Genomic DNA, 12,790 nt, shown 5'->3' on the forward strand with positions numbered 1-12,790 from the left:
TGACAGCATTTTCTTAGTTGCTCAGTACAACTAATCAAGGGTTGTATAGTACAACTAAATAACCCCGAGTCAAGCAATCCGTGAATCAGCCTTCTTCGAAGTTCCCGCCACTGACCTTCCCGCGCCCGCTGGTCACGGTCGACGTGGTGATGTTCACCGTGCTCGACGATGCCCTGCAGGTGCTGCTGGTGAAGCGCCCCGCCGACACCGACGAGCCCTTCCCGGGCAAGTGGGCCTTGCCGGGCGGCTTCGTGAACATCGACGAGGACGCCACGCTGCTCGACTGCGCGCTGCGCAAGCTGCGCGAGAAGACCGGTGTGGTCACGCCCTACCTGGAGCAGCTCGGCAGCTGGGGTGGGGCGCAGCGCGACCCTCGGGGCTGGTCGGCCACGCACTGCTTCTATGCGCTGATTCCCGCGCAGGCGATGCAGTTGCGCAGCGGTGCGAATGCGGCCGAGGTGGCGTGGTTCGAGGTCGATGCGGCCTCGCGCAAGCGGCTGGCCTTCGACCATGGCGAGCTGCTCGATGCTGCAGTCGCGCGGCTGCGCAGCAAGGTCGAATACACCTCGCTGCCGGCTTTCCTGCTGGAGGAGCCGTTCACGCTGCCGGCGCTGCAGCACACCTACGAGGTCGTGCTGGGCCGAGAGATCGACAAGAGCGCCTTCCGAAAGCGCATGCTCGATGGCGGATTCATGGAAGAGGCCGGCATGGTCACCGGCAGCCTCGGCCGGCCTGCCATGAGCTACCGGCTGCGCGATCGGTCGCAGGCCGCGTTGTTCCCGCGCACCTTCAACGCGACGAAGTAGCTCGCTCGCTCCGGGCTTCAGAGCCTGTCCGACATCGCGTGCAGGTACGCACGCACCGCCGCGTTGGAGCTCAGGCCGATGGCCCTGTCGAATGCTTGGCGCGCGGCAGAGCGGGCGCCGCCGGCCGCGAGAAGATGCGCACGCGCCGCCCAGTACGGCTGATAGTTCGCCACGTCCTGCGCGGAAATGGCCTCCAGCGCCCGAAGGCCGATCTCGGGGCCGCGTGCGTTCGCGAGCGCACAGGCGAGGCTGACCTGTGCGCCGATGCTGGAGCGCAGCGCCAGCAGTCCTTCGTACAGCGACACCAGCGCCTCGGGCGGCACCGGCGCGCCCACGCGGCGTTCGCAGTGGGCCGACTGGATCGCCGCCTCGAGCTGGTAGGCGCCCAGCGTCTTCATGTCCGAGGCGCGGCGCAGGCAGAGTTCCGCTTCTGCGAGCAGGTCGGGGTCCCAGCGCAGCGGGTCCTGCTGGTCGAGCGGCACGTAGGCACCGGTGTCGCTGCGCCGCGCGGCCATGCGGGCCTCGCAGAACAGCATCAGCGCCAGCAGGCCCAGCGGTTCGGGCTCGCCGGGCATCAGGCCGCAGAGGATGCGGCAGAGGTCGATGGCCTCGGCCGTGAGGCCGCGGGGCAGGGCGTCGGCGCCGTCCACGTCGTCCCAGCCTGTGCCGTAGGCCGCATAGATGCCGTCGAGCACGTCCTGCAGCCGCTGCGGCAGGTCGCGTGACTGCGGATACTCGAAGGGAATGCCGGCCGCGCGGATGCGGGCCTTGGCGCGCACGAGTCGCTGGCCGAGCGTGGAGGGCGCGGTCAGGAAGGCGCCGGCCATGCGCGCGGCGTCGAGGCCGAGCACCGTCTGCAGCATGAGCGGCGCGCGCGCCGCCGCGTCGACGGCCGGATGCGCGCACACGAAGAGCAGGCGCAGCCGCTCGTCGGGAATGGCGCTGCTGCCGTCGGCGGCGTCGTCGACTTCGCCAGCGAGCAGCAGCAGGGTCTGGGTGGCCTGGTCCTGCACGCGGCTGTGGCGCCAGGCATCGAGCTTGCGGTGGCGTGCCACGCTCAGCAGCCAGGCGTCGGGCTGCTGCGGAATGCCATCGGCGGGCCAGCGTTCGAGCGCGCGGGCGAAGGCATCGGCCAGCGCGTCTTCGGATGCGGCGATGTCATGGGTGCGCGCGGAGAGGATGGCCAGCAGCCGGCCATACGACTCGCGCGCCGCCCGTTCGGCGGCCCCGTGAACCGCCGGGTCGCTCATGCGGCAGCAGCCAGGGCCGTGGCCACGAAGACGGGCCGCACCTCCACCCCGCCGCTGGTCGCGCAGGGGGCGCGCGCCGCCCATTCGAGCGCAGCGTCGAGGTCGGGCACGTCGATCACGAAGTAGCCGCCCAGTTGCTCCTTGGTGTCGGCGAAGGGGCCGTCCTGCACCTGACGCTTGTCGCCGCGCACGCGCAGCGTGGTGCCGGTCATGGGCGGGAAGAGGCCGTGGCCGCCGAGTGAGATGCCCGACTGGCGCACGGCGTCGGCGTATGCGACCCAGCTGGCCCGGTAGGCCTGCGCGGACGCGTCCTCGCGTTGCTCGAATTCGGCCGCGGGCTGATAGAACATCAACATGTACTGCATGGTGTTTCTCCGTCGTGGAAAAGCTTGCTGAGCAGGATCGCTCACCACAATGACGGCCCGCCGGCGGTCATTTCGACACGGGCTTCGTGCCGAGCAGAATATTTTTTACGCGAACGCCCGCCGGCGCAACGGTGGCTGCACCGAGGCGGGCGGGTTCTCAGCTGGCGGTCAGGCGGCTTGGGCCCGTACCTGGGGCTTGGGCGCGAACAATGCTTCCATTTCGCTGCGCACCTTGTAGGCGGCGGTGGTGGTGTCGATGGCCACGTCGGCCCAGCTCAGGCTCTGGCCCTTCTTCACCGGGCGTGCCAGCCTGACGTTGTGCGCCAGCCCCAGCGGCAGCCCGCCCAGCCGCAGCGAGCGGTCGGCCGGCAGCAGCTTGCCCCAGACGGTGTAGCCGCCTTCGCCGTCGAGCATCTCGCCGGCCGCGAGGTCGCGCTTGGCGGTGGCGACCACGTCGGCGTTCCAGCAGGTGGCCACGCCGGTGGGCTCGCCGCGCAGCGCCACGCTGGCCACCGACATGCCCACTTCGAGCCCGATCAGGTGCCAGCGCTTGTAGAGCGTGAAGTAGCGCCCGCTCGGGTCGGTGTGGGCGTTGTACTCCTCGAAGCAGTTCCTGATGTAGTCGGTCTCGGCCTCGACCGTGACCCACACGCCCATGCGGATGTCGTACGGGATCTTCCGGCCGTCGGCCTCCAACGAGGAGATCACCTCGACCATGCCCTTGCGCTCCAGCACGCCGCCTTCGCTCCTCGGTCGCGTGACGAAGGGGATGTCCTCCACGCTGGCAGGCGGGTAGAGCAGGCCGTCCAAAGGCACGGTGAGCCCGGTGGCGTTGGCCACCGCCGAGCTTTCGATCGAAGGCTTGGAGCCGTCGAGGAAGCTGTTGAACATCTTCGGATTGAGCCCGCCGCGCTTCGCCTGCTCGGGCGTAAGGCCATAGTTGCCCCACACCGTCTCGGGCGTCGATTCGGTGAAGTGCGGCAGCCACTTGTGGCCGCGCCCGGCCGCCACCACCGGAAAGCCGCACGTGCGCGCCCAGTCGACCAGGTCGCAGATCAGCGCGGGCTGGTCGCCGAAGGCCAGCGAATAGACAACGCCGGCCTGCTGCGCCTTGCGCGCGAGCAGCGGGCCGCAGAAGGCGTCGGCCTCCACGGTCACGTTCACCACATGCTTGCCGTGGGCGAAGGCGTCGAGGCAATGCTCCACGGCGGCGATGGGGTTGCCGGTGCACTCGACCACGATGTCGATGGAGGGCCCGCGCGTCACGGCCTGCCAGTCGTCGGTGATCCAGGTGGTGCCGAGCTTCAGCGCCTCCTGCACCGAGGCGGCCGCGGCGCGTTCGCGCTGCCAGCCCACGCGCTCGAGGTTGACGCGGGCCGCGTCCGGCGACAGGTCGGCTATAGCCACCAACTGCACGCCGGGCGTGCGCGGAATCTGCGCGAGATACATCGCGCCGAACTTGCCGGCGCCGATCAGGCCGACGCGGATGGGGCGGCCTTCGGCGGCGCGCTGCTGCAGGCGGGAATGGAGGCTCATGTCACTCAGGCCTCCACCGTGTCGAGGACATCGGGCGAGGTGCGCAGCGCGCTCTCGGGCAGGCCGTTCTTCCACGGCACTTCCACCGGGTAGGGCTTCAGCAGGCAGTCGTCGGGCAGCAGTTCGATGGGCGTGAAGTCGCGGTGCGCGATGTACTCGGGCCGCTTGTGGCGGCGGATGTGGTTGCTGACCGCGCACAGGCTCAGGTACACCGCCACGCGGTTGAAGGGCGAGAGGTTGCTGCCCGAGGCGTGCACGAGGCAGCTGTGGAACAGGATCATCGAGCCGGCCGGCCCCTTGGGCGAGACGATGCCGCCTTGCTTGCCGCCGGCGCGATCCACCAGCTGGCGGATCAGGTCGTTGTCGACGGTCCACAGCGGGTAGCTGGTGGTGGTGAGGTCATGTCTGGCATCGACCACGCCCTTGCGGTGGCTGCCCGGGATGAACATCAGCGGTCCGTTGTGCTCGTTCACGTCGTCGAGAAAGATCGCGACGTTCATCGCGCGCTCGGTGGGCATCAGGTCGTCGTTGAGCCAGGTGCCGTAGTCCTGGTGCCACTGCCACACGTCGCCTTCGAAGGCCATCTTTCCGTTGATCTTGAACTGGTGCATGTAGACCTCCTCGCCGAAGAGATCGGTCACCGGCTCGACCATGCGCGGGTGGCGCGCGAGCCGGGCGAAGGGCTCGCTCACGAGGTGCGCGGCGAAGTTCGTGCGCACGGCGTCGGAGCCTTTCTCGCGCACGTTGAAGGCCTCGCGCCTGGCGTAGAGCTCGGGCACCGCGTCGGTCAGCGCCCTGGTTTCTTCGGCCGAGAAGTGGCCGGGGAAGAACAGATAGCCGTCGCGCTCGAACTGCGCGCGCTGCTCGGGTGTCAGTTTCATGCCTTGTCTCCTTTTCTCGTGGGTGTGGCAGTGGTGGTATGGGCGGACGCGGCATGTGCCCGCAGCCGCTCGCTCAGTGCCTCGCTGGCCAGCGAGACGTGTTCCTCGCTCAGGCGCGCGGCGCGATCGGCATTGCCCGCGGCGATGGCTTCGGCAATGGCCTCGTGCTCGTCCCACAGCGTCTCGCGCTGCGGCTCGGCCTGCAGCACCGCGCCCATCGCGCGGCGCAGGTGGCGCCAGTGCGGATCGGCGCTCTGGCCGATGAGCGGATTGCCCGAGGCTTCGTAGATGGCCTGGTGGAAGGCGACGTCGGCGTCGAGCATGGCTTCGACATTGCGCCCGCGCGCGGCGCGCCGGCCGCGCTCGATGAGCTTCGGGTCGATGCGAAAGCGCTGCTGCGCCGCCAGCCGCGCGGCCAGCGCGTCGAGCGCGCCACGCACCTGGTAGACCTTGCGCATCGCCTCGGCTTCCAGCGGCGCCACCAGCACGCCGCGGCCGGGAGCATCGAGCACGAAGCCGTCTTTCTTGAGCAGCCGCAGCGCCTGCAGCACCGGCTGGCGCGACACCGAGAGGCGGGAGGCGATGTCTTCCTGCGTGATGCGCTCGCCCGGCGCGAGCGTGCCGCTGCTGATGGCGCCGAGCAGGGCGCGGTAGACCTGGTCGACGAGGTCGGGAGCGACTTCGATGCTGACGAGCTGGGCGGGCATGGCTGTCTCCTTGCGCCAGTTTTTGAACTCTGTATACAGAGTACGGAGTTCCGCGATGCCACGCATACCGGGTTTTTACCCATCGGGACTGCAAAAAATTGCAGGCCGCCGCTAAGCTCGACCCCATGCAACTACCTACCTACGACGACGTCATCGCCGCGGCCGCGCGGCTCGAAGGCCATGCCCACCGCACGCCGGTGCTGCGCTCCACCACCGCCAACGAGCGCTGGGGCGCCGAGTTCTTCTTCAAGTGCGAGAACTTCCAGCGCATGGGCGCGTTCAAGTTCCGTGGTGCGTTCAACGCGCTGTCGAAGTTCGACGCCACGCAGCGCAAGGGCGGCGTGATCGCCTTCTCGTCGGGCAACCATGCACAGGCCATCGCGCTGTCGGCGCGCCTGCTGGAGATGCCCGCGGTGATCGTGATGCCCAAGGACGCGCCTGCTGCCAAGGTCGCGGCCACCAAGGGCTACGGTGCCGAGGTGGTGATGTACGACCGCTTCACCGAAGACCGCGAGGCGCTGACGAAGCGGCTCGCGCAGGAGCGCGGCATGACGATGATCCCGCCCTACGACCACCCCGACGTGCTGACGGGCCAGGGCACGGCGGTGAAGGAGCTGATCGAGGAAACCGGCCCGCTCGACCATCTGTTCGTGTGCTTGGGCGGCGGCGGGTTGCTCTCGGGTTCGGCGCTTTCGGCGCGCGCCCTGTCGCCGCAGTGCAAGGTCTACGGCGTCGAGCCCGAGGCGGGCAACGACGGTCAGCAGTCGTTCCGCGCGGGGAAGATCGTGCACATCGAAACGCCGAAGACCATCGCCGACGGCGCGCAGACGCAGCACCTCGGCGAGTACACCTTCGGCATCATCCGCCGCGACGTGGACGACATCTTCACCGTCACCGACGAGCAGCTCGTCGACGCGATGCGCTTCTTCGCCGAGCGCATGAAGATGGTGGTGGAGCCCACCGGCTGCCTCGCCTTCGCGGGAGCGATCGCGGCGGGCAAGGCCATCGCTGGAAAGCGCGTGGGTGTGCTGATCAGCGGCGGCAACGTCGACCTGTCGCGCTTCGCGGCGCTGATCGCGCCGCAGTAATCCCGCAGCTGCAGGCTCAGGCCCGGATGCCGCCGGCCGTCAGGTGAAGCAGGCGGTCGGCCTGGGCCGCCGCGCTCTCCGAGTGCGTCACCAGCACCAGCGAGGCGCCGTGCTCGCGGGTCTGGCCGATCAGCAGCTCCATCACCTTCGCCGCGGTGGTCGGGTCGAGGTTGCCCGTGGGCTCGTCGGCCAGCAGCAGGGCGGGGCGATGCACCAGTGCACGCGCGATGGCCACGCGCTGCAGCTGCCCGCCCGACAGCGTCTGCGGCAGCCGCGCGCCCATGCCGGGCAGGCCGACCGCATCAAGCATGTGCGCGATGCGGCCTTCGCTGTCCTTCTGCTGGCCCAGCAGCATCAGCGGCAGCGAAACGTTCTGTGCCACATCGAGATGCGGCAGCACGTGAAAGGCCTGAAACACGAAGCCGACATGACGCCGCCGCCAGAGCGCGCAGGCTTCGCCGTCGAGCGCGCCGATGTCGGTGCCGTCGTGCGTCACCGTGCCCTGGTCCCAGCTGTCGAGGCCGGCCATGCAGTTGAGCAGAGTCGACTTGCCAACGCCCGATTCGCCCACGATGGCGACGAACTCGCCGGGCTCGACGGTGAGCGTCACGTTCTCGAAGACAGGCGCATCACCGTAGTGCTTGCCGAGGTTGGATATGCGCAGCGTCATCTGTGTGAGACGGTCCTGACGATGAGTTGAACGGCGGTCTGCACCGCGTCGGGTGCGTCGCAGGCGATCACGGTGCGTTGCGGCATGCTGCGCAGCCAGGTGATCTGCCGCTTCGCGAGCTGGCGCGTGGCGGCGATGCCGCGTTCGCGCAGGTCGGCCATGGCCTTGGTGTCGAGCGCCGCATTGCCGCAGGCATCGAGCGTTTCCCAGGCCTGGCGGTAGCCGACGCAGCGCATCGAGGGCAGGTCGGTCGAAAGATCGCCGCGCGCGCGCAGGGCACGCACTTCGTCGAGAAAGCCCATGGCCAGCATGGCGTCGAAGCGCTCGGCGATGCGGCCGTGCAGCCAGGCGCGGTCGGTGGGTTCGAGCGAGAACAGCGCGCCGCCTTCGACTGCGCTGGCGGCCTTGTTGTCGCTTGCGTGAAAGCTCGACAGCGGCCGGCCGCTGCTCTCCCAGACTTCGAGCGCGCGCTGGATGCGCTGGCTGTCCTGCGGCGCGAGCCGCGCGGCGGTGACCGGATCGACCTGCGCCAGCCGCGCGTGCATGGCGGGCCAGCCCAGCGCGGCCGCGTCGGCGTCGATGCGCGCGCGCACCGCGGCGTCGGCGGCGGGCATGGCATCGATGCCGTCGAACAGCGCCTTGAAGTAGAGCATGGTGCCGCCCACAAGCAGCGGCAATGCGCCGCGCGCGCGGATCTCGCCGATGAGCCGCGTGGCGTCGGCCACGAAGGCGGCGGCGCTGTAGCTGTCGCGCGGATCGAGGATGTCGATCAGGTGGTGCGGCACGGCGGCCTGCTCGGCGGGCGTGGGCTTGGCGGTGCCGATGTCCATGCCGCGATAGACCAGCGCCGAGTCGACCGAGACGATCTCCACCGGCAGCAGGCGCGCGAGCGCCAGCGCGGCGGCCGTCTTGCCCGAGGCCGTGGGGCCGGCGAGCGCGACGTAGCGCGGAGGAGTCGAAGGAGGCGCGGCATCCGGCGATGCCCGGGTGGCGGCCGTTGCGGCCGCGTCGGAACTGGGAGACATGGTGCGCCGAGCGTAGCAAATGGCGCGGGCCCGGCCGGATGCCGGGCCTTGTCTCTGGCCGGCGGCCGCGGCAGCCGTCAGATGGCGGCGGGAACCGGCTGCTGCACCTTGCCGCTCACGTCCTGGGGCGTCAGCGGGCCGGAGGCCGCCGGCGGCGCGAGGCGCGGTGTCGGGCGCTGCACCGCGGCGTTGCTGGCGACCATGTTTTCGGGCTTCATGCGAAACAGCTGGGTCAGCGCCGCGCGGTATTGCGCCTCGCCGATCGAATTGGTGTTGTGGTGCGAGCCGCCCTCGACCAGCACGAACATCTTGGGCCCGGTGGCCGCGTCGTACAGCTTGCGGCCCAGTGTCGGGTTGATGAGGCTGTCGGCCGTGCCGTGCACCACCAGCAGGGGCGAGCCGATGTCCTTCACCGCGTTGATCGCCTCGAAGCGCTGCGTGATGAGCGGGCCGAAGGGCAGCCAGCCCCACTTGAAGCCGCTGACCACGTCGGCGATGGAAGTGAAGGTGCTTTCGACGATGGTGCCGCTCTCGTCCTTCACGTGGGCCGCCAGGTCGATGCCGATGGCGCCGCCGAGCGAGTGGCCGAAGATGTAACGGTGCTGCCTCGGGTGGCGCGCGGCCAGCCAGGTCCAGGCGGCGCGGGCGTCCTCGCGGGCCGATTCCTCCGAGGGCAGGCCCTTCGAACTCTTCCCGAAGCCGCGGTAGTCGATGGCCAGCACCGAGAAGCCCAGCTCGTGCATGCGCTGGATCCGCGGGGCCGAGCCGGCCACGTTGTAGCGGGCGCCGTGCAGGTACAGCATCACGGGCGTGTCGGTGGTCTCGGGGGCGCCGCCCAGCCACAGGCCGTGCAGGCGTGCCGGCTCGCCGGTGATGGAGGACTGGAAGTCGATCCACACGTCCTCCATGCCCTGGGTCATGGAAGCGGTGTTGCCCCAGCTGCGGTCGCTGGGCTGGAAGATCCATTCGCGTTGCTGTTCGTCGAGCGTCGAGCAACCGGCGGCGAGCAAAGCACACAGCGAGAAGACAGACGCGAGGATGGTCCAGCGTTTCATCATGGGGTTGAGGGACAGCGGAGTCGGCTTAAAAGTTCACCTGCTTTCACCTTGATGCGCCGACACAGCACCTTGGTAACCCCCCGAAACAGCGCTCACCGGCGCTTTACAGAGCACATGCAACGTATGTGCCCGGGATTCCGCTGACTGTGGAAAACCCTAGAAAAAAGGCCTAAAAAGTCCGAAAACCGGTGATCGGGCCGGCTTTCGTTTTTATCGGCCACGCATGAACAGCGAATCGAGCTCGCGCACCGAAAGCTGGCGCCAGGTCGGCCGGCCGTGGTTGCACTGGTCCGAGCGCTCGGTGGCCTCCATCTGGCGCAGCAGCGCGTTCATTTCGTCGATGGTGAGCTTGCGATTGGCCCGCACCGCCCCGTGGCAGGCCATGGTGGACAGCAGCTCGTTCTGGGCCCTCTGGACCACCGTGCTGGCGTCGTGCTGGCCCAGTTCGGCCAGCACGCTGCGCGCCAGCTCCACCGGATCGCCATCGGCCAGCGTTCCGGGCACGGCACGCACCGCGAGCGTGCGCGCCGAGAACGGCGTGATTTCCAGGCCCAGCGTCGGCAGTACCTCGGCGCAGGCTTCGGCCGTAGCCACTTCCTGCGGCGTGGCCGCGAAGGTGGCCGGAATCAGCAGCGGCTGGCTGCTGATGGCGGCGCCGTCGAGCTGCGTCTTGAGCCGCTCGTACACGATGCGCTCGTGCGCGGCGTGCATGTCGACGATCACCAGGCCCTGGCTGTTCTCGGCCAGGATGTAGACGCCCTGCAGCTGGGCCAGTGCCCGCCCGAGCGGCCAGGCTTCATCGTTGTTGGCGATGGATTGCGCACCGGCATTCGGCGCCAGGGGCAGCCCGGCCGGCGCCTGGAAGCTCGCCGGGGCCGCGCTCGCCGCGGGCCAGGGCGGCGGCGCGGAGGGTTCGGCCGCGTGCAGCGGAGCCTGGTCGTTGCTGCGCTGGGGCCACATGGCCTCGAAGTCGCCGGCACCGCGCTGCTCGCGCGGCGTGAAATCCATGGCCGGCTGCGCCCAGCTGGCGTTCGAGGGCAGCGGAGTCGGCTTGAAGAACGGTTGCGGCGCACCCGACGGCGCTACCGCGTCGCCGGCGCGCGGGGCCGCCAGCGCGTCTTCCACGGCATGGCGCACCGCCTGGTGCACTTCGCGTCCGTCGCGAAAGCGCACTTCGATCTTGGTCGGATGCACGTTCACGTCGACGCGCGACGGATCGATCTCGAGGTACAGCGCGTAGATGGGCTGGCGCTGGCCGTGCAGCACGTCTTCGTAGGCGCTGCGCACCGCGTGCGACAGCACCTTGTCGCGCACGAAGCGGCCATTGACGTAGAAGAACTGCTGGTCGCCGCGCGAACGCGCCGCGTCGGGAATGCCGGCACGGCCGACCACACGCACCGGGCCGCCTTCGCGCTCGACAGCCACGCTCTGCGACACGAACTCGTCGCTCAACGCATCGGCCAGCCGCTGCTCGCGCGTGGTGGCGGCGCGCCACTGCTCGACCAGCTTGCCGTCATGCCAGATCGAGAAGCCCACTTCGGGCCGCGCGAGCGCATGGCGGCGCACCGCCTCGATGCAATGGGCCAGTTCGGTGGCGTCGGTCTTCAGGAATTTGCGTCGCGCGGGCGTGGCGAAGAACAGTTCGCGCACCTCGACCGTGGTGCCGGTGGAGCGGGCCACCGGCCGCAGCTCGCCGGTGCGTCCGTCGAGCGCGAAGGCCGAGTCGGAGCCGGCGAAGCGCGAAAGAATGCTGAGCTCGGCAATCGAGTTGATGGCTGCCAGCGCCTCGCCGCGAAAGCCCATCGTTCCGACCGTCTCGAGGTCGATGAGGCTGGCGATCTTGCTGGTCGCATGGCGACGCAGCGCCACCGTGAGTTCTTCGCGCGGAATACCCAGGCCGTCGTCTTCCACCGAGATCAGCCGCACGCCGCCCGAGGCCAGCCGCAAAGTGATCTGGCTCGCGCCCGCATCGAGCGCGTTGTCCAGCAGCTCGCGCACCACCGAGGCCGGGCGCTCGACGACTTCGCCGGCGGCGATCTGGCTGATCAACTCGTCGGGGAGTTCGCGGATGGGGCGGCGTTCGGCGGGGGGGATGGAGGTGGGGAGGGCGCTCACCGGGGCATTCTAAAAGCGGGGCAATCGAGGCGCCGGCTCAGGGCTGCTGCAGCTGCTTGAACATGACGTACGCATCCACGAAGCCATGCCGCGGATGCCTGAACGCTCCAGGCAGCGTCCCCACGATAGCGAAGCCCATCTTGCGCCACAGGCGCACCGCGCCTTCGTTGGTGGACACCACGAAGTTGAACTGCATCGCGCGAAAGCCCATGCGCAGGGCCTCCTGCTGCGAGTGTTCGCACAGGGCCGATGCCACGCCCATGCCGCGCGCCGCATCGGACACGACGTAACCGCAATTGCTTACGTGCGAGCCCTGGCCGGGCTGGTTGGGCCGGATGACGTAGGTGCCGAGCACCGTGCCCTCGTCGTCGCAGGCAACGAAGATCGCCGTGGGCACCTTCATCCACGAGTTGCGCGCCTGCTCTTCGGTCACGTCCGGGGGATAGGTGTAGGTGTCTGCGCGACGGAAGGTGGGTTCGAGGACCGACCAGATGGCGGGCCAGTCGAGCTCGGTGGCGGCGCGTATGTGCAGCATGGGGTGATTCACGAGGGTGTCGGGGGTCGAGCAAGGATAATCCGCGCCCATGGAAATCATCAGCTTTCTCGTCGACTTCATCCTTCACGTCGACAAACACCTCGAGGCCTTCGTCATTGCCTACGGCCCCTGGGTCTATGCCTTGCTGTTCCTCATCGTCTTCGTGGAAACCGGCGCGGTAGTGATGCCGTTCCTGCCCGGCGACTCGCTGCTCTTCATCGTCGGCGCTCTGTGCGGCGCGGGGCTCATGAACTATCCGCTGGCCTGCGCAATACTGATCGCGGCCGCGATCCTGGGCGACCAGTGCAACTACTCCATCGGCCGCTACTTCGGGCCGAAGGTGTTCCAGTGGGAGAACTCGCGCTTCTTCAACCGCAAGGCCTTCGACCAGGCGCATGCCTTCTACGAGCGCTATGGCGGCATCACGATCATCCTCGCGCGCTTCATGCCCTTCATCCGCACCTTCGCGCCCTTCGTGGCGGGCGTGGCCGAGATGAGCCGCGCGAAGTTCACGATGTTCAACGTGGTGGGCGCGCTGATCTGGGTGCTGGGCATCGCGACCGCGGGCTACTTCTTCGGCAACCTGCCGTTCGTGCGCCAGCACCTCGACAAGATCATCTGGGCGCTGATCTTCGTGCCTGGCCTGCTGGCGATCTATGGCGCATGGCGCGCCTCGAAGGCCGAGAAGGCGCGCGAGGCGCAGCAGGCTTCGCAGGCCTGATCTCCGGTTTCGTGGACCCACGAAAAAAGCGCG

13 protein-coding genes are annotated in these 12,790 nt (G+C 68.9%); 3 read left to right on the forward strand and 10 right to left on the reverse strand.

The genetic code is table 11. The annotated features are described in order from the left end of the window. Nucleotides 1–80: 80 nt before the first annotated feature. On the forward strand, nucleotides 81–806 hold the full coding sequence (locus tag SFB74_RS12260) for an NUDIX hydrolase (RefSeq protein WP_432731079.1): 726 nt from the start codon (nucleotides 81–83) through the stop codon (nucleotides 804–806). A gap of 17 nt (nucleotides 807–823) precedes the next feature. On the opposite strand, the gene SFB74_RS12265 is transcribed toward SFB74_RS12260, so the two are convergent. From SFB74_RS12265 to SFB74_RS12285, 5 genes are all read right to left on the reverse strand, one after another. Further along, nucleotides 824–2,056, reverse strand: coding sequence for an RNA polymerase sigma factor (locus SFB74_RS12265; RefSeq protein WP_432731080.1), 1,233 nt, complete (start codon nucleotides 2,054–2,056; stop codon nucleotides 824–826). Beyond that, nucleotides 2,053–2,421 carry a YciI family protein gene (locus tag SFB74_RS12270; protein WP_432731081.1) on the reverse strand — a complete coding sequence of 123 codons (369 nt, stop codon included), beginning with the start codon at nucleotides 2,419–2,421 and terminating at the stop codon, nucleotides 2,053–2,055. Before SFB74_RS12270 ends, SFB74_RS12265 begins: the two co-directional genes overlap by 4 nt. A gap of 168 nt (nucleotides 2,422–2,589) precedes the next feature. Next, nucleotides 2,590–3,957, reverse strand: coding sequence for an NAD(P)H-dependent oxidoreductase (locus SFB74_RS12275; RefSeq protein ID WP_432731082.1), 1,368 nt, complete (start codon nucleotides 3,955–3,957; stop codon nucleotides 2,590–2,592). Between the two features lie 5 nt (nucleotides 3,958–3,962). After that, nucleotides 3,963–4,838, reverse strand: coding sequence for a phytanoyl-CoA dioxygenase family protein (locus SFB74_RS12280; protein WP_432731083.1), 876 nt, complete (start codon nucleotides 4,836–4,838; stop codon nucleotides 3,963–3,965). Further along, nucleotides 4,835–5,545, reverse strand: a complete 711-nt coding sequence (locus tag SFB74_RS12285) for a GntR family transcriptional regulator (protein WP_432731084.1) — start codon at nucleotides 5,543–5,545, stop codon at nucleotides 4,835–4,837. The genes SFB74_RS12280 and SFB74_RS12285 overlap by 4 nt, the downstream gene beginning before the upstream one ends. Nucleotides 5,546–5,670: 125 nt before the next feature. On the opposite strand from SFB74_RS12285, the gene SFB74_RS12290 reads away from it, so the two are divergent. Beyond that, nucleotides 5,671–6,633: a threo-3-hydroxy-L-aspartate ammonia-lyase gene (locus tag SFB74_RS12290; protein WP_432731085.1), complete on the forward strand. Its 963-nt coding sequence runs from the start codon at nucleotides 5,671–5,673 to the stop codon at nucleotides 6,631–6,633. Between the two features lie 16 nt (nucleotides 6,634–6,649). Here the strand turns inward: SFB74_RS12290 and SFB74_RS12295 are convergent, their stop codons facing one another. The 5 genes from SFB74_RS12295 to SFB74_RS12315 form a co-directional block, all read right to left on the reverse strand. Further along, a complete protein-coding gene (locus tag SFB74_RS12295; RefSeq protein WP_432731086.1) occupies nucleotides 6,650–7,303 on the reverse strand; it encodes an ABC transporter ATP-binding protein in 654 nt (217 codons plus the stop codon). Continuing rightward, nucleotides 7,300–8,328, reverse strand: a complete 1,029-nt coding sequence (miaA, locus tag SFB74_RS12300; RefSeq protein ID WP_432731087.1) for a tRNA (adenosine(37)-N6)-dimethylallyltransferase MiaA — start codon at nucleotides 8,326–8,328, stop codon at nucleotides 7,300–7,302. The genes SFB74_RS12295 and miaA overlap by 4 nt, the downstream gene beginning before the upstream one ends. 77 nt (nucleotides 8,329–8,405) lie before the next feature. Continuing rightward, entirely contained in the window at nucleotides 8,406–9,383 is a 978-nt protein-coding gene (locus tag SFB74_RS12305; protein ID WP_432731927.1) for an alpha/beta hydrolase, read from the reverse strand. A gap of 213 nt (nucleotides 9,384–9,596) precedes the next feature. Continuing rightward, nucleotides 9,597–11,501, reverse strand: a complete 1,905-nt coding sequence (mutL, locus tag SFB74_RS12310) for a DNA mismatch repair endonuclease MutL (protein WP_432731088.1) — start codon at nucleotides 11,499–11,501, stop codon at nucleotides 9,597–9,599. 37 nt (nucleotides 11,502–11,538) lie between these two features. Next, nucleotides 11,539–12,036 (reverse strand): GNAT family N-acetyltransferase, encoded by a 498-nt coding sequence (locus SFB74_RS12315; protein ID WP_432731089.1) that lies wholly within the window; start codon nucleotides 12,034–12,036, stop codon nucleotides 11,539–11,541. A 49-nt stretch (nucleotides 12,037–12,085) separates the two neighbouring features. On the opposite strand from SFB74_RS12315, the gene SFB74_RS12320 reads away from it, so the two are divergent. Continuing rightward, the gene (locus tag SFB74_RS12320) at nucleotides 12,086–12,757 is read left to right on the forward strand and encodes a DedA family protein (protein ID WP_432731090.1); all 672 of its coding nucleotides are present in this window, start codon (nucleotides 12,086–12,088) and stop codon (nucleotides 12,755–12,757) included. Nucleotides 12,758–12,790 lie beyond the last annotated feature (33 nt).

This window comes from Variovorax xiamenensis (assembly GCF_050916385.1).
Classification (GTDB): domain Bacteria; phylum Pseudomonadota; class Gammaproteobacteria; order Burkholderiales; family Burkholderiaceae_C; genus Variovorax.